The 16,359-nt window shown below is 64.8% G+C and carries 17 protein-coding genes, 2 tRNA genes and 1 riboswitch; of the genes, 15 read left to right on the top strand and 4 right to left on the bottom strand.

Annotation, left to right across the window (positions count from 1 at the left end; genetic code table 11):
• Positions 1-59 precede the first annotated feature (59 nt).
• The 7 genes from dinB to E3T41_RS09660 all read left to right on the top strand — a co-directional run bounded on the left by dinB (position 60) and on the right by E3T41_RS09660 (position 5,929).
• A complete protein-coding gene (dinB, locus tag E3T41_RS09690; protein ID WP_092451919.1) occupies positions 60-1,274 on the top strand; it encodes a DNA polymerase IV in 1,215 nt (404 codons plus the stop codon).
• Between the two features lie 26 nt (positions 1,275-1,300).
• Positions 1,301-1,621 carry a hypothetical protein gene (locus E3T41_RS09685; RefSeq protein WP_134478343.1) on the top strand — a complete coding sequence of 107 codons (321 nt, stop codon included), beginning with the start codon at positions 1,301-1,303 and terminating at the stop codon, positions 1,619-1,621.
• A 340-nt stretch (positions 1,622-1,961) separates the two neighbouring features.
• Positions 1,962-2,072: riboswitch (TPP riboswitch) on the top strand.
• 32 nt (positions 2,073-2,104) lie between these two features.
• Positions 2,105-2,743 carry an ECF transporter S component gene (locus E3T41_RS09680; RefSeq protein ID WP_092451916.1) on the top strand — a complete coding sequence of 213 codons (639 nt, stop codon included), beginning with the start codon at positions 2,105-2,107 and terminating at the stop codon, positions 2,741-2,743.
• Positions 2,744-2,751: 8 nt separating this feature from the next.
• Complete coding sequence (locus E3T41_RS09675; protein ID WP_174775293.1) at positions 2,752-4,248, top strand: ABC transporter ATP-binding protein; 1,497 nt, start codon at positions 2,752-2,754, stop codon at positions 4,246-4,248.
• Positions 4,245-5,027 (top strand): energy-coupling factor transporter transmembrane protein EcfT, encoded by a 783-nt coding sequence (locus tag E3T41_RS09670; protein ID WP_134478341.1) that lies wholly within the window; start codon positions 4,245-4,247, stop codon positions 5,025-5,027. The genes E3T41_RS09675 and E3T41_RS09670 overlap by 4 nt, the downstream gene beginning before the upstream one ends.
• A 4-nt stretch (positions 5,028-5,031) precedes the next feature.
• Positions 5,032-5,583, top strand: coding sequence for an AAA family ATPase (locus tag E3T41_RS09665; protein WP_170851591.1), 552 nt, complete (start codon positions 5,032-5,034; stop codon positions 5,581-5,583).
• Between the two features lie 73 nt (positions 5,584-5,656).
• Complete coding sequence (locus E3T41_RS09660; protein ID WP_092451912.1) at positions 5,657-5,929, top strand: hypothetical protein; 273 nt, start codon at positions 5,657-5,659, stop codon at positions 5,927-5,929.
• Here the strand turns inward: E3T41_RS09660 and E3T41_RS09655 are convergent, their stop codons facing one another.
• The 4 genes from E3T41_RS09655 to orn all read right to left on the bottom strand — a co-directional run bounded on the left by E3T41_RS09655 (position 5,930) and on the right by orn (position 8,430).
• On the bottom strand, positions 5,930-7,231 hold the full coding sequence (locus tag E3T41_RS09655; RefSeq protein WP_092451910.1) for a hypothetical protein: 1,302 nt from the start codon (positions 7,229-7,231) through the stop codon (positions 5,930-5,932).
• Between the two features lie 24 nt (positions 7,232-7,255).
• Positions 7,256-7,606: a metallopeptidase family protein gene (locus E3T41_RS09650; RefSeq protein WP_092451908.1), complete on the bottom strand. Its 351-nt coding sequence runs from the start codon at positions 7,604-7,606 to the stop codon at positions 7,256-7,258.
• A gap of 29 nt (positions 7,607-7,635) precedes the next feature.
• Positions 7,636-7,711 (bottom strand) — tRNA-His (locus E3T41_RS09645).
• A gap of 44 nt (positions 7,712-7,755) precedes the next feature.
• The gene (gene orn / locus E3T41_RS09640; protein WP_092451906.1) at positions 7,756-8,430 is read right to left on the bottom strand and encodes an oligoribonuclease; all 675 of its coding nucleotides are present in this window, start codon (positions 8,428-8,430) and stop codon (positions 7,756-7,758) included.
• A gap of 123 nt (positions 8,431-8,553) precedes the next feature.
• Here orn and E3T41_RS09635 point away from each other — a divergent pair, with 123 nt between their 5' ends.
• From E3T41_RS09635 to E3T41_RS09600, 8 genes are all read left to right on the top strand, one after another.
• Positions 8,554-8,772 (top strand): thioredoxin, encoded by a 219-nt coding sequence (locus E3T41_RS09635; protein WP_233195426.1) that lies wholly within the window; start codon positions 8,554-8,556, stop codon positions 8,770-8,772.
• Positions 8,773-8,775: 3 nt separating this feature from the next.
• Positions 8,776-10,287, top strand: a complete 1,512-nt coding sequence (locus E3T41_RS09630) for an ABC transporter substrate-binding protein (protein WP_104133194.1) — start codon at positions 8,776-8,778, stop codon at positions 10,285-10,287.
• Between the two features lie 78 nt (positions 10,288-10,365).
• Positions 10,366-11,313: an ABC transporter permease gene (locus tag E3T41_RS09625; RefSeq protein ID WP_134478339.1), complete on the top strand. Its 948-nt coding sequence runs from the start codon at positions 10,366-10,368 to the stop codon at positions 11,311-11,313.
• Positions 11,310-12,167, top strand: coding sequence for an ABC transporter permease (locus tag E3T41_RS09620; RefSeq protein WP_134478337.1), 858 nt, complete (start codon positions 11,310-11,312; stop codon positions 12,165-12,167). Before E3T41_RS09625 ends, E3T41_RS09620 begins: the two co-directional genes overlap by 4 nt.
• Positions 12,164-13,945 (top strand): ABC transporter ATP-binding protein, encoded by a 1,782-nt coding sequence (locus E3T41_RS09615; RefSeq protein ID WP_134478335.1) that lies wholly within the window; start codon positions 12,164-12,166, stop codon positions 13,943-13,945. The genes E3T41_RS09620 and E3T41_RS09615 overlap by 4 nt, the downstream gene beginning before the upstream one ends.
• A gap of 72 nt (positions 13,946-14,017) precedes the next feature.
• Positions 14,018-14,093 (top strand) — tRNA-Arg (locus E3T41_RS09610).
• A gap of 168 nt (positions 14,094-14,261) precedes the next feature.
• Positions 14,262-14,498 (top strand): helix-turn-helix domain-containing protein, encoded by a 237-nt coding sequence (locus E3T41_RS09605; protein WP_134478333.1) that lies wholly within the window; start codon positions 14,262-14,264, stop codon positions 14,496-14,498.
• Complete coding sequence (locus tag E3T41_RS09600; protein WP_134478331.1) at positions 14,498-15,685, top strand: site-specific integrase; 1,188 nt, start codon at positions 14,498-14,500, stop codon at positions 15,683-15,685. Before E3T41_RS09605 ends, E3T41_RS09600 begins: the two co-directional genes overlap by 1 nt.
• Positions 15,686-16,359: the final 674 nt, after the last annotated feature.

The following is a 16,359-nucleotide window of genomic DNA, read 5'->3' as shown; positions in this document are numbered from 1 at the left end:
GGAGAGGGCTCGTCACCGGGAGGTAGAGCCGCAGGCCGGGTTCGGGTTAGGGTTTTTCGGTGGGTAGACAGGACGGCAGTGGGCGGCAGGTGTCGGCGCGGGACGTCGACGACCGTTCTGCGACCGTGCTGCACGTCGACCTCGACGCGTTTTTCGTCTCGGTCGAGTTGCTGTCGCACCCCGAATTCGTCAACCTGCCCGTGATCGTCGGCCATCGCGGCGGCCGGTCGGTCGTCACTGCGGCCAACTACATCGCCCGCAAATACGGCGTGAACTCGGCTATGCCGATGGCGCTCGCGCTGCGGCAATGCCCGAATGCAATCGTGCTCGAGCCGCACATAGGGCTCTATCGGGACTTTTCCAGCCGGGTCATGAGCATTTTCGATGACGTGACCCCGCTGGTGGAACGGCTCGGCATCGACGAGGCCTTCCTCGACGTGGCCGGCGCGACCAACCTGTTTGGCTCACCGGCCGTGATCGGCGAACTCATTCGCGCCCGGGTGTTCGCCGAGACCGGGCTGGTCTGCTCGGTGGGCGCGGCCTCTACCAAGTTCGTCGCCAAACTTGCCTCCGGCCTGGCCAAACCGAACGGACTGCTCGTCGTTCCCGCCGAGGATACGGTCGAGTTTCTGCATCCGCTGCCCGTCGCGGCGCTGTGGGGCGTCGGGGCCGCCACTGAGCAGGCGCTGAGCAGACTCGGCCTGAAATTGATCGGCGACATCGCGCACACGCCGCTGACGGTACTGCGCAAAGCGCTGGGGGAGGTATCCGGTCAGAAACTGTTCGACCTGTCCTGGGGTCGCGACCCGCGCGCGGTGACGCTCGAGCGGGAGGAGAAGAGCGTCGGTCACGAGGTGACCTTTGAACACGATATGACGGATATCGACCGGTTGCGCAGCGAATTGCTGCGGCAGTGCGACCTCGTTGCCGTGCGGCTGCGTCGGGGTGATCTCGTGGCCCGGCGGGTCGCCCTCAAGCTGCGCTACACCGACTTCAGTACGGTGACCCGGTCGCGCACCCTCGCCGAACCTAGCAATGTGGGCCGGCGCATCTACGAGGAAGCGGTGGCGGCGTTCGACCTGCTGGCAGCCTCCGGCATTCGGGTGCGTCTGATCGGGGTGCGTGCGGAGCAGCTCGGCACGGCGTCTGGATCGGTTGGACTCTGGGACCCGGACGAGGACTGGCGGGGCGCGGAGCTGGCCGTGGATACCGTGACCGAGCGATTCGGAGCGGGAACCGTGCGCCCGGCTTCGCACTTCACACCTCGCCCCTGAAGTCTCAGCCACGCTAACCTGATGGCATGACCAGCCTCCCGGAAAAACTCGCAGAAACGTTCCGTTCCGCCGGTGTGAAGTCGGCGTACGGTGACCCTGTACAGATCGATGGCGTCACTCTGGTGCCCGTCGCGCTCGCCTACTACGGCTTCGGCGGCGGTGATGCCGGTGAGGCCGGGTCCGGCGGGGGAGGAGGCGGCGTTTCGCTGCCGATCGGCGCGTACGTCAAGTCGGGCGGTACAGCCCGGTTCGAGCCGAACGTCATCGCCCTGCTCGCCGTCGGTGTGCCGTTCCTTATAGTCACCGGCCGCGCCTTGGCCCGGGTGATTCGAGCCCTAAAGAAGTAGTCGCTTTCTGCACGACGGGGCCCGGGCCCGGAAACCGGGCCCATGATAGATCATGGGCCCACGGAGCTAAGGTGGGCCCGGGCGGGTGTGGCGCAACCGCCGCGCGGCGCGCGGACGGCGCGGGCGACGCGCGAAGCGTCGCCGCGCCCAGCGCGGCACTCTTGGGCGCAGCCAGGCCGGAAAGTGCCAGGGGCCGCTCACCGGCAGACCCTGCGCAATTCGCCGCCGCCGTAGAACGAACCGGCGCATGAGCAGCAGGTACAGGCCCGCCAAAACGAGCAGAATGCCGATGCTCATGTCGTGATCCCCATGTCGTCAGTCTAAACGGGGCACTATACTTGATTATGATCACGGGAGTCCGGTACACCGGGCTGAGAGGAAGCTGACCAAGCTTCGACCGTCGAACCTGATCTGGATCATGCCAGCGCAGGGAGGCTTCTCAATCCCGTGCCCTGTATTCACCTACGGAAAGGGCACGAAACAGTGCACGCTACAACGAGTTCACTCAAGCAATCCGCTCCGGCGGGAGCCACGAAGCGCAACTTTCGCTGGCGCGTCGTCGACATCGTCGTCGCCAGCGTCATCGGCGTCGCGAGCGGTGTCATCTTCCTCGTCTGGAATCAGGCGAGCAACCCCCTGAGCGGTCTGCTTTCGCCGCTGCTGCCGGGCCTGTCGGCTCTCCTGGGCGGAGGCTGGCTGTTCGCTGGCGTGCTCGGTGGTCTCATCATTCGCAAACCCGGGGCCGCGCTCTACACGGAGCTCCTAGCCGCCGTCGTTTCCACGCTGATCGGCAACCAATGGGGACCACTGACTCTGGTGTCAGGCCTGGTGCAGGGACTTGGCGCCGAGCTTGTCTTCGCTCTGTTCCTCTACACGAACTATCGTCTGTACGTCGTGTTGTTGGCGGGCGCTGGGGCCGGACTTGCCATGGCCATCAACGACCTGGTGCTGTGGTATCCCGGTTCAGCGAGCGCATTCGCGACGATTTATATCGTGAGCGCGATTATTTCGGGCGTCGTTATCGCCGGGCTCCTGTCCTGGTTCGCTGCGCGCGGCCTGGCTCGCACGGGCGCGCTCAACCGCTTCGCGGCGGGTCGCATCGCCGGTCGAACCGCGATCTAGGCGAGCGGATGCCGGTGGGCGCGACGCGGGGAGGTGCATCCGTCGACGCCCGCGACTGGGGTTGGCGCCATTCCGGTCGGCGGCGCTGGGCGGTGAGCGAGCTGTCCCTCCGCATCGAGCCTGGCGAGCGGATTCTCCTGCTCGGTGCATCCGGTTCGGGAAAATCGACGCTGCTGCACGCGCTGGCTGGCGTGCTCGGCGGCGACGAAGAGGGCGAGCAACGCGGTACTCTGCGCGTGAACGGCGCCGAGCCTGGCAACGCCAGGGGTCAGGTCGGCCTGGTCCTCCAGGACCCCGACTCGCAGGTAATTCTCGCTCGCGTCGGCGATGATGTCGCCTTCGGTTGCGAAAATATCGGCGTGCCGCGTGGGGAAATTTGGCGGCGCGTACAGGATGCCCTCGAGATGGTCGGCCTCGACGTCCCCGTTGGCCACCCGACGTCCGCCTTGTCGGGCGGCCAAAAACAGCGTCTTGCTCTCGCCGGAGTGTTGGCCATGCAGCCGGGTCTGCTGCTCCTCGACGAGCCGACGGCAAATCTCGATCCGGTCGGTGTGCGGGAGGTGCGCGAGTCCGTCGCCCGCGTTCTGGCACACACTGACTCGACGTTCATCGTTATTGAACATCGGGTTGAGATCTGGAAGGACCTCGTCGACCGGGTGATCGTTCTGGGTGCCGACGGGGGAGTCCTGGCCGACGGATCCCCGAGCGACGTTCTCCTCGCGCAGGGAGTTGCACTGACCGCCTCCGGCGTCTGGGTGCCCGGTGTGCCACACACGCTTCCCATAAGGCCTCCGCGAGAGACCGGTCAGCCAACGCTCTTGTCGACTAATTCTCTCGCGATTGCGCGCACTCGGGATTGTGTGGTTGCCGAAAATATCGACCTTGAGGTGCCGGAGGCCTGCGCTCTGCTCATCACCGGACCCAACGGAGCCGGCAAGTCCACCCTCGCGCTCACCCTGGCGGGGCTCCTGCGCCCCGCCGCCGGGCGGGTCGTCGCCAGCAGCGCTCTCGCCGCCGGCGCGGGCAGTGACCCGATCCGCTGGAAATCGCGCCAGCTTCTGAGTCGAGTGGGCACCGTCTTTCAAGACCCGGAACACCAGTTCGTCGCTGGCACCGTGCGCGCCGAACTGGCCGTCGGTCCGCGAGCCCTCGGTCTGTCGGACGCACTGCTGCACCGGCGCGTCGACGATCTGCTGGAGCGCCTTCGCCTGGACCACCTCGCCGAGGCCAACCCATTCACCCTGTCCGGTGGCGAGAAACGACGTCTGTCGGTCGCCACAGTGCTGGCCACCCAACCTCGACTTCTGGTGCTGGACGAACCCACGTTCGGTCAGGATTTTCGCACCTGGCAGGAGATCGTTGCGCTGCTGCGTGACCTCCTGGATGCGGGCACCGCCATCGTCGCGGTCTCCCACGACGCAGACTTCGTTGCCGCCGTCGCTGATCGGGAATTTCGAGTCGAGGGCCGCGGCTCCAAGTACGATCTCAGCGCGGTTCTGCCATGAGTGTCTTGACACCCACGCGGGGAGTGCGAGCGATCGACCGGATCAATCCGGTCGCGAAACTCGCTGCCGCGCTCCTGATCGCCGCAGTCCTGGTGCTGACCATTGATTGGGTCTCCGCCGCCGTCGCCCTGGCCTGCGAAATGCTGCTCTTTCTGTGGGCGGGGCTTACTCTTCGAGTCTTCTTGTGGCGAACCGCGCTGGTCTGGCTGGCTGCACCGTCCACCGGAATCACGACGCTGCTGTATGGCCAGGCCTCCGGTCAGGAATATTGGTCATTCGGACTCATCCAGGTAACCGATGGCTCAATCGATCTGGCCCTCGCCACGACCCTGCGGGTGCTCGCGATCGGGCTGCCTGCCGTCGTCCTGTTCATCACCGTCGATCCCACCGATCTCGCCGACGGGCTGGGACAGGTCGTGCACTTGCCAGCCCGGTTCGTGCTCGGCGGACTTGCGGCGCTGCGGATGGTCGGGCTGTTCATCGAGGACTGGCGTGCCCTGGGACTTGCCCGCCGGGCACGCGGGGTAGCGGATGGCGCGGTGCTGCGCCGCCTGGGCAACCAGACCTTCGCGCTCCTCGTGTTGTCCATTCGGCGGGGCAGTAAACTCGCCACCGCCATGGAAGCGCGTGGCTTCGGCGCCCCCATCCAACGCACCTGGGCTCGGAGTTCAACGTTCGGCCTGCGGGAATGGTCACTCATCGGGATCGGGCTGATGATCGCCGTTTTGGCCGTCATGATCTCGGTATCAACCGGAAACTGGAACTTTGTCTTCGCCTAAATCTGTGCGCGTCACGACCCTGCTGGCGCCGGTGTTCCAGGCCGTCGCCGCCGCCGGGCCGAACCCGGTGGTGCTCATCGATGGGCCGAGTGGTGCGGGCAAGAGCACCCTCGCCGACGCCCTCGTGGCAGAGTGGCCGGGCAGTCAAACCCCGCAGCTTGTGCGGATGGACGATATCTACCCCGGCTGGGACGGCCTCGACGCGGCCATCGACCACCTGCGCCGGTACCTTCTCGAACCCCGACGCACCGGGCGGCCGGCGGCCTGGCAGCGCTACGACTGGAGCGCGAATCAGCGAGCCGAGTGGCATCCGCTGACTAAAGAACGACCACTGGTCGTTGAGGGCTGCGGAACGCTCGCGGCCGCACATGAGCCGCTCAGCGACGTGCGCGTGTGGCTCACCGCCGACGACGACCTGCGCAAACAACGAGCGCTCGACCGCGACGGCGAGGCGTTTCGAACGCACTGGGACCAGTGGCAGGACGAATGGACGGCCTACCTCACGCAGGAGGCACCCGAACGTCGTGCCACCGTGCGCCTGCGGGCGGGCCGGTAGGCGACGAGAGCGGGCGACACGCGCCAGCGCGCCCACCGGGTAACCCGGGGCGCACAGGACTAGATTGATTGCCATGAATACCTTCGACCGTGACGATGCCGGTGCCCCCACCCTGTATATCGCCGAGTTCATCGACGGCCCGCTCGGGGGCCAGATCGATTCCCGGGCGCTCGTGCGCGGTAAACACGCGGCCCGCATCAGCATGGTCGCCGCCGTCGCCGGTCTGGAATCGGTGTTCTGGTACGACGAGGTCGACGAACGCGACGTCAACGGGCAACGCCGCGTGCGCTACTTCTTCGACAAGGGCGAGAGTGATCCGATCGACACCGAGGTGGAACCGATTTAACTACTGGTCGAGCAGCGCCGTGATCATCACGATCGGGTGCAGCAATCGCCACCCCAGCCCCGGATTGTTGATCGCCTGGTCGAGTTTCAGCGCGGCCGAGAGTTCCTCCCCGGCCACGGTGAGCTGCACCTCTCCGACGTTCGCGCCGGTGCGCGCGGTGGCGAAATCCTTGAGTGTGACCGTGGCAGCCTCCGGCGTGGCGGCCTGCCAGGCATAACGGGTGCGCGAGACGCCGACCACGGCGGAAGCCTCGTCACCCCAGGCCGATTCGAACGTCGCGTACTCGTCGCCAGCAGCCAGTACCGGCAGCGGACCGACTCCAGCGCGGGCGCTCTCCATTAGGGCGGTGAGGTCCGCGGTGAGTGCATCGTAGGTCGGTTCGCCGATGAAAGCGCCAGAGAACGTGAAGCTCGACGCGCCATCGCTGACCTCGGCGGTGAACAGAAAACAGACGCCGGCGGCATCCGTGTAGCTGCGCGAAATACCGGTGATGTCCTCCTCGGGCAGAAACGAAGTGGTGTTCTCGACACCGCGACGGTCCGCCAAAGCGGATGCCGGGCGCTCCAGGATCGAAGACACGATCGGGTCGGTCGCGGCGAGACCCGCGAGGCGAGCCAGATCGGTAGCGGTCCCAGCGCTGCCATCGCCCAGGCCGGTAGCGTCGACAACGGCGGAGCCGGTCAACCCGTTGTCGGCGAGCCAGGCGTTGGCGGCTTCAACGTAGGCGTCGAGCGAGCCGAAGGCCCAGCGCGCCACACTGTCGGCGTGGTTGTTGCTCGAGCCCAGCAGCAGTGCCTGCAATAATTCCAGCTCCGTCCACTGCTCGTCGGCGAAGACCGTGACCGAGCGGGCACCGACTTGGTCGTAGTCCAGATAGCTCTGAAAGTCGGCGGCAGTCAAAGTCACCACGGGGCCGGATTCCCCGTCCGCGATCGGCTTGGCATCGAGAACGACGAGAGCGGTGACAACCTTGGCGATGGATGCCATCGGCAGTGCTTCCGCCGTTCCGGCGACGGCGATCGGCTCCGCAGCTTGCGAAACGGTACCGGTCGACGTGGTACCGGTCGACGTGGTGCCGGAGACGTCACTCGTCGTCGCGGTGAGCACGGCGATGGCGCTGGCGCCATTGGCGGAGAGTACCGGGGGAGTGAGGGGCGAGGTACCGGCGGCGGGCGTGACAGTACTGGCGGTCACGGCGGGTAGCGGACCGAGAAGCATCGCGGGGCCGTAGACACCAAGGCCGAGAATCACGACGGTTCCGACCAGAATTCCGATCAGACGGCCAGGACGGAAGGAGCTCATTCTGCAAGGCTAGACCGCTTGCGGTCAGCTCCAGCCGAGCTCATGCAGCCTGTCGTCATCAATGCCATAAAAATGGGCGATTTCGTGCACGAGTGTGATGTGAACTTCGTCGTGCAGGTCGTCGAGTGTCGTACAGATAGCGAGTAGCGGCTCCCGGTACAGCACGATGCGATCGGGCATCTCCCCGAAGCCGTACTGGCCGCGTTCGGTCAGCGCCACGCCGTCGTAGAGGCCGAGGGTGTCCAGGGTGCCGTTCTCGGGCCGGTCCTCGACCACGAAAATAATATTGTCGAGACCATCGACCATGTCATCGGGCAGCAGATCGAGCTCGCCGACAACGAGGGCTTCGAATTCGGACGCGTCCAGCTCTAGCATCACTGACCAAATCGTGAACGGTGAATCATTGGGGTGAGTAACGGGGATTGAACCCGCGACCTCCTGGACCACAACCAGGCGCTCTGCCAACTGAGCTATACCCACCATGCGTCCCCACGTCTACAACGCGGGGCAATTCAGCAATCCTATTACACCTCGGAGGCGAATAAGTGCACAACCTCCGCGGCCTGCGACTTGGCTTCGTCACTCGAGGGCCCTGGGTCGGCCACAAACACCGTCTGGCGGTAGTACGCGAGTTCGCGAATCGACTCGAGAATGTCGGCCAGGGCACGGTGGCCGCCGTCCTTGGCTGGGGCGTTGAAGTAAACGCGTGGGTACCAGCGTCGGGCTAGCTCTTTGATCGACGACACGTCGACATTGCGGTAGTGCAGCTGGTTGTCGAGGCGCGGCATGTAGCGGGTGAGGAAGGCACGGTCCGTGCCGATGGAGTTGCCGGCCAGCGGTGCCTTTTGTTCGGCCGGAATGAACTTCAAGACATACTCGAGTACCTGGTACTCGGCCTCGGCCGCGCTGATCCCGTTCGGAATCTCGGTGATCAGCCCCGAGGAGGTGTGCATATTGCGCACGAAATCGCCCATGTTTTCGAGGGCAGAGTCGTTGGGCTTGATGACGAGGTCAAGACCGGGGTCGAGCACATTGAGGTCGTAGTCGGTGATGACGACGGCGATCTCGACGAGCTCGTCGCGGTCCAGGTCAAGCCCGGTCATCTCGCAGTCGATCCAGACCAGGCGGTCGGGGCTCTTCGAGGTCGGGGAGGCGGTCGGGGCGGGCGTCGGTGCTGTATCCGTCGTGCTGTTCGTCATGCCTTGAGTCTACCGGTGGCCCCCGACAGGGCCTGTAAACTTGAAAACACTGTTCTTTTGCGCTGATCTGCGAGGCTCCTGATGGAATTCACTTTGTATTCGTCTTCATTCTGCGAGCCGTGCATGCAGACGCGTGCCGTGCTGGCCGAGGCGAAGCGACTCGTTCCCGGTTCGACCGTGCGCGAGATTGATGTTGCCGGTGCACCCGAGCAAGCCGAAGCCCTGCTCATTCGCAACACCCCGACCGTCATCATTACCAACGGCGAAGGTGCCGAGGTCTTTCGTGCGGCCGGCGTACCGACCCTGGCCCAGGTTCTCGTTGCCGCGGCCAAAGCCCTCTGAGTGATGAGAGCCCCCACCCGGCGCACGATTCTCGCCAGCATCACGGGTACGCTGATCGCGTCGCTGGCCCTGGTCGGGTGTTCCGCCGGAACCGCGTCCACGGACGGTGGGCCGGACACGACGTTGACCGTCGGTCTGCTCGCTACGCCGGGCAACCTCGACTACACCACGACCGCCGGTGCGGCCATTCCGCAGGCGCTTCTCTATAACGTCTACGAGGGCCTCGTAAAACTCGACAACGAGGGCACGGTCATTCCCTTGCTCGCCGAGTCGTGGACGGTCAGTGATGACGGCCTGGTCTATGATTTTGTCCTGAACGAGGGCGTGACCTTCTCGGACGGCTCCCCGTTCACCGCCGACAGCGTCAAGTTCAGCCTCGAACGCGTGAAAGATAACTGGACCGCGAATGGGCCGGCCTACCTCGATCCGATTGCCGGCATCGAGGCCGTCACTGACACCCAGGCTCGAATCACTCTGTCGACACCGAGCAACGGCTGGCTCTTCAATATGACCGGCCCGGTCGGCACCATGTTCACCGAAGCCGGCATTTCCGACCTGGCGACAGCCCCCGTCGGAACCGGGCCCTACACGGTCAGCTCCTTCAAAACCGGCGACAGCCTGGTCCTGGCCGCCAACGCCGACTACTGGGGAGCGGCGCCGTACCTGACCGATGTCACACTGCGCTACTTCACCGATGCGACCGCGCAGACCAACGCCCTGCTCAGCGGTGACATTAACCTCATCTCGGGCATCTCGCAGTTTCAACTGGTCGATCAGTTCAAATCAGACGCCGACTACCAGGTGCTCGAGGGCGCCAGCACCGGTGAAGTCACCCTGTCGATGAACAATGCCAGCGATGCGTTTAGCGATGTTCGGGTGCGGCAGGCCGTCATGTACGCCATCGACCGGCAGGCGGTCATGGACACGGTGAGTAGCGGCTACGGTCTGCTGATCGGCTCGATGGTCCCGCCGACCGACCCCTGGTACGACGCCAGCCTCGCTGACCTCTACCCCTTCGATCCCGCCCGGGCCATCGCGCTTCTCGCCGAGGCAGGCATGAGCGACCTGACCGTCGCGTTCAAGATTCCGAACCTGCCCTACGCCGTGGCTGGCGCGCAGGTAGTCAAGGCCCAGCTCGCCGAAGTCGGCATCACCGCCGAGGTGACCCCACTCGAATTTCCGGCGGTGTGGCTCGACGAGGTGTTCGCCGACCACGATTACGACCTGTCGCTCATCATGCACAGCGAGCCACGGGACGTCAGCGTCTTCGCCGCCGCCAGCTATTACGCTGGCTATGATTCGCCCGCGGTGATGGCAAAATTCGCTCAAGCGGATGCCGCCGACCCGGCCGTTTATGTGGAACTCATGAAGGAGGCGACGCGCACGATGGCAGAGGAGGCATCCGCGAATTGGCTGTATTTGCAACCGGCGATCTCGCTGGCCGACGCCGATCTGAGAGGTGTGCCGAAGAATACGCCGAGCCTCGCGCTGGACCTGTCGACCATCGCCCGGTAACGGACGAAGCCGTTCACCCCTACGGTTGATGTCGAGCGGATGGCGCATCCGTTTCACGCGCTTTCGAGAAAGTCTGCAATGGTTCTGGTGATTCTGCGTCGCATCGGTATCTTCGCGACGACGGGTATTGTGGCGTCGATCGTGACCTTTCTGCTGCTGGCTATTCTGCCCGGAAACGCCGCGCGCATCGCCCTGGGCGTGCAAGCCACCGAAGCGGATGTTGCGGCTCAGGCCACAGCAATGGGTCTGGACCGCCTAGCGGTTGTGCGTTACCTGGACTGGATCGGGCACGTGCTCGTCGGCGATTTCGGTACCTCCACCGTGTCGCGTCAGCCGATCGGCCCCGACATAGCGGATGCCCTCGGCATCACGGTGATCCTTGTGCTGACCAGTGTCGTTCTGGCGCTGTTGTTCGCGATTCCGTTTGGAATTTTGACCGCGATCCGGCAGCGGGGACCGGACGGCGCGATTTTTTCGGGCATCAGCCAGATCGGTGTTGCCGTGCCCGGGTTTCTGGCCGGGCTTCTGCTCGTCACCGTCTTCGCCGTGACGCTGCGCTGGCTTCCGGCGGGCGGCTGGGTTGATCCGGCGGACGATTTCAGTGGCTTCATCGAGCACCTGATTTTGCCGGCGATCGCCCTCGGCAGTGTGCAGGGCGCCGTGCTCAGCCGTTATGTGCGATCGGCGGTTCTCGACGTCATGCGCGACGACTTTATGCGCACGGCAAGGGCCAAGGGCCTTGGAACAGCGCGCGCCCTCTTTCGGCACGGGCTTCGCAACGCGGCCGTTCCGGTGATGACCGTGCTTGGCCTGCAGATCGCCACCCTGCTGATTGGTGCCGTGGTGATCGAGCGGGTGTTCAGCATTCCCGGCCTGGGCAGCCTGCTGCTCGACAAGGTCGCACTGCGCGACCTGCCCGCAGTGCAGGGCATCGTGCTAGTGCTCGTCGTGTTCGTGCTGGTGCTGAACTTTCTCGTCGACCTGGCCTTCACTGTGATCGATCCGCGACTGCGGAGCGAGTCATGACCGCCATCAGGCCCGCGAAATCTTCTCGTCGTGCGGTTCGTGGTGGCGACGCAACGCTCCGGGTCGGTCTCGTGCTGATCGGTCTCGTTGTGCTGGCCGCCGTCGTGTCTCTGTGGTGGACGCCGTTCGACCCGGAAGGGGTCTTCTCGGACTCGATCCTGCTGCCGCCCGGCGCGGAACACCTGCTCGGCACCGACAGCTTCGGGCGTGATGTCTTCAGTTCCCTCCTGCGCGGCGCTCAGATCTCCCTGCTCGTGGGCACCGTCGCCGTTTCAATCGCGGCCGTGCTCGGCGTGCCGTTCGGCATCGTGGCCGGCATGAATCGGGGCCGGCTGGACCAATTCCTGATGCGCGGCAACGACATTTCCCTGGCTTTCCCGGCCCTGTTGCTTGCGATCATTTTCGGTGCCATTTACGGCGCCGGAACGGTCACCGCGATGGTCGCGCTCGGCATCGGCACGGCACCCGCGTTCGCCCTCATCTCCCGCAGCGGAACCCGGCAGATCATGAGCCGCGAATACGTGCTGGCCGCGCGCGCCGCGGGCAAGAACGGCCTGTTCATCGGGGTGCGGCACGTTCTGCCCAATATCAGCGGCATGCTCATCGTGCAGGCCTCGGTCTCGTTCGGCATCGCGGTGCTCGCCGAGGCCGCGCTGTCCTACCTCGGTCTCGGCACGCCCCCACCCACGCCCTCGTGGGGCCGCATGCTGCAGGATGCCCAGGGCTACCTGTTCATCGAACCGTTGCTCATCGTCTGGCCGGGGATCGCTATCGCCATCGCGGTGCTGGGCTTCAACCTGCTCGGTGACGGTCTGCGCGATCGCTTCGACCCGCGCATGCAGGTGAAACGGTGACCGCGCCCGCCCTCAGCGTGACCGACCTGCGGGTCAGTTCGCCCTTCACCGAGCTGTTGCACGGGATCAGCTTTGATATCGCCGCCGGCGAACGGGTCGGCCTGATCGGGGAATCCGGGTCGGGAAAGTCGCTCGCCGCGACATCCGTTATGGGGCTGCTGCCCGATACCCTCACGGCCACCGGTTCGGTGCGCCTGGGCGGCGTCGAAGCCAACCTGCTCACGGCTGGCGAGCGCCGCCTGAACCAGGTGCGCGGCAACACCATGGCGATGGTCTTTCAGGAGCCGATGACCGCCCTGAATCCGCTCATGCGGGTCGGAGCTCAAATCGCCGAAATCATGACGGTGCACCGCACCCAACCCAGTCGGCGACAGGCCCAGGACCGTGCCGCCCTGCTGCTGGCCCAGGTCAAGCTGCCCGACCCGGCCCAGGCGGCCCTCGCCTTTCCGCATCAGCTCTCCGGTGGTCAGCGCCAGCGGGTTTTGCTCGCCATGGCCATGGCGAACGACCCGCAGCTGCTGCTCTGCGATGAACCGACCACGGCCCTCGACGTCACCGTGCAGGCCGAGGTGCTGGGGCTCATCGGGGGTTTGGTGGCTGACCGGGGGTCCTCCCTGCTCCTGATCACCCACGACATAGCCGTGGTCGCGCAGGTCTGCCAGCGGGTGCTCGTGATGCACCGGGGGACGATCGTCGAGGAGGGGCTGGTGGGGCAGGTGTTGGCCGCGCCGCAGCATCCGTATACGAAGAATCTCATTGCGGCCGCCGATCTCTCCGCGGTCGACGACCGAGGCCGCCTGCGCACGTCCACGCGCACGCCCACGTCCGCGCCCCGGACACGAATCGCACCCAGCCGAACCGGACCCAGCCGAATCGAAGCGGATGCCGCGCCGCCGGTGATCCAGCCGCCGCGCCGCGCCGCCCACCAGCGCCTTGAACCCGGAGGCCCTCCAATTATCTTCAACGAGGTGGCTGGCGAACCCGCCATTTCGGTGCGCAACCTGAGCCGGCAGTATCGGCGGAACGGCGGCCGTCTGCTCGCCCCGAAACAGATCGTGCACGGCCTGCGCGACCTGTCCTTTGACGTGGCCGAGGGGCAACGGCTGGGCATCGTCGGCGAATCAGGGTCCGGCAAGTCCACCCTGATGCGCATCCTGTGCGCCCTCGACCAGCCCAGTTCCGGCACGGTCGACGTGCTCGGTCAACCGCTCGGGGGAACCTCTGAACGGCAACTACGCGAGTTTCGCAGGCAGGTGCAGATGGTGTTCCAGGACCCGATGGGGTCGCTGGATCCGCGCATGAAGGTGCGCGACATCGTCGCCGAACCCCTGCAGCACGTCGGTCGGGCCGAGATTCTAGCCCGGGTTCAAGCCCAGCTGGCCGCGGTCGGACTCGACGCCGACGTGATGGACCGGCATCCGCACCAATTCTCCGGAGGCCAGCGACAACGAATTTCCATCGCACGAGCGCTCATCACGAGGCCGCGGGTTCTGGTCGCCGACGAAGCGGTCAGCGCCCTGGACGTATCGGTCCGGGCCCAGGTGTTGAACCTGCTCGCCGAACTCGTCGACCAGTACCGGCTCACGCTCGTGTTCGTCTCGCACGATCTCGGCGTCGTCCGCCACCTGTGCGATACCGTGGCTGTCATCTCCGACGGGCGTATCGTCGAGTGCGGCCCCACCGGCGATGTCTACGACCGGCCCCTGCACCCGTACACCCGAAAGCTGATCAGCGCGACACCGTCGATGCCCGACCTGGTCCGGCGCAGCGCCACCTGACCTGGCAAGCTTCGTCGACCTGAGCGCTTCGGCGACCGACCGCGCTCGCGACCTGTAACCTTGTACAGTCCCGCCCCCGTAGCTCAGTGGATAGAGCACCGGCCTTCTAATCCGATTGTCGTAGGTTCGATTCCTACCGGGGGCACCAAAAAAATGGTCTGACCAGGGTTTCTTGTCCTTACTGAAGGGGCAAGACTTGATTCACTCAACGTTTATTCAACGTTTATTCCGCGGCGCCCGCTTCCTGTCGGCGCTCGTAGAGAAGGTACGCGACCCAGTTCGATTCACCTGGTGTGACCTTGGGCACCTACGGGTTATGGATGCTACAAATCTCTCGGGGCTCGGTTTGGAGCCCGTACTCACAACGAGCGAGCTCGCCAAGTATCTCGGTGTGCACGTGCAGGCGATCTACGACCTGCGTACCGATGGCCGCGGCCCATCCGGCATTCGAGTCGGACGGGAGATTCGATACCGCGTCTCCGATGTACTTCGGTGGCTGGACGGCCTTCACGAGCCCGTACCGTCCATGGGTGGCCGCGGGGGCGAGCACTGATGGCCGGCCGACCACGACTGCCGATCAGCACGTTTGGCGCGATAAAGACGACCGAGGTCGGTGCTGGGCGCTTCCGGGCGATGGCTCGTTTTCGCGACTGGGACGGTCAGTCGAGGCAGGTCAAAGCGACCGGCTCGAGTCGCAACGCGGCGGAGACAGCGCTCAAGGTCGAGCTGGCCGCGCGTACGCGCGTCGGTAACGTCGGCGACTCAGTGAACGCGGGCTCGCCGTTCAGAATGCTGGCCGAGGCCTGGCTGGAGGACCTGATGCTCGACGTTGACCGCGCGAACGGTACAAAAACCGTCTACGAGTACGAGCTGCGCGGGCTTGTACTGCCCTTTTTCGAGCACTTCACGGTTCGCGAGGTGACCGTCGGCCGCATTGAGCTTTTCCTGAAGGTGCAGCGAGCGATCTCGTACACACGCGCCAAGCACTCCCGCACGATCCTCAGCATGGTGCTGGGGTTTGCCGTACGGCGGGGCATCATCGCGCGCAATCCGGTCAAGGAAACCTCGCGGATGAAGAAGCCCCAGCACACCCCGAAGGCGCTCACGTCGGACCAGGTAGCCGCAATCCGACTCGCCGCCCGCGACTGGCGCACAGGGGAGGGCAGGATGGGGCCCAAACCCGACGGGCAGGTGCGGGACCTGATCGAGGTGATGCTCGGCACCGCCACGCGCATCGGCGAGACGCTTGCGCTTCGAAAGTGCGACATAGATATGACCGCCGACCCGCCTTGGGTACACATCCGTGGAACGCTCGTCATGCAAAGTGGCGTCGGCGTGCTTCGTCAGGAGCATCCCAAAACGCATGAGTCGAACCGGGTCGTCGCAGTGCCGCAATTCGCGGCAGAAGTGATACGAGGACGTCTGACACTGATCGAGGGGGAGGACGCGGAACATCTCCTGTTCTTCACGCGGAACGGCAAACCACTCGCGCCGCACAACGTTCGGCGCACATTCCGAGAGATTCTCCGGAACGCTGGCCTTGAAGGCATGGGGATCACGCCGCATGCCTTCCGTCGAACGGGGGCGACGCTGATCGCCAACGAACTGGGTTTGCAGGCTGCGGCCGACGTACTCGGACACACGTCAACGTCGACGACAAAGGCGCACTACGCGGAGCCTGACCGCGCCGTAAAATCCGAGCCGGCCACGGTTCTGCAGCGGCTGGCTCCGCCTTCGTAAAGAATCCCTTGAGACCCGTGTCGACAAGCTCTCTGGCGGGCCGCATCGGAAGGTCCTGCTCGGTGGGACGATCATGAACGACCAGAGTTGCTCATCTTGGATGAACCCATGACGGGGTTCGACCCCGGTAAACCGGTGCCTGGTGGTGTCTTTCAAGATGGTGCTCTCTCGACCGAAAGCTACAGTACTGCCCAAACGCGGCCTGCCCGTGGGGACATTCTGGTTGGTACGGACGCAAATTGCGTAGTTCGAGAGCTGCGTTGTTCGAGAGCTTAAGGTTCAGATCCACTGGCGGCGCGTTATGCCTCGCAACCCGTGGGCTGCGAGACACATTGACGAGACAGATCGAGCATGCACGATTGTGGAGAGCGAGGCAGAACGCATTCCTTCCTGTGACCGGGATCGGGGCGTCATTGTCCAAGGGCGACGGATGAGTCGGCGTGTCTCGAAACGTGTGTTTTTACCGGCGTTACCATTTTTGTAGTCAAGGACGGTTGGGAGACATTAAGAGGCGTCAATGGGGAAGCCGAAAGTGTCAAAGCAAGCAATGAACTGTCAATTTGGGGTGTGACCTGCCGCGGATATCTCGGACAGTGGGCCCTCTTAAAATGAGGGTTCACTGAAAGTAGAGATCAGCATGACCGCAGCACGCAGGCGTTTCACCCAGGAGTTCA

The organism is Cryobacterium sp. Hh38 (assembly GCF_004403235.1).
Taxonomy (GTDB): Bacteria; Actinomycetota; Actinomycetes; order Actinomycetales; family Microbacteriaceae; genus Cryobacterium; species Cryobacterium levicorallinum.
This window is presented reverse-complemented; position numbering and strand designations above follow the sequence as displayed.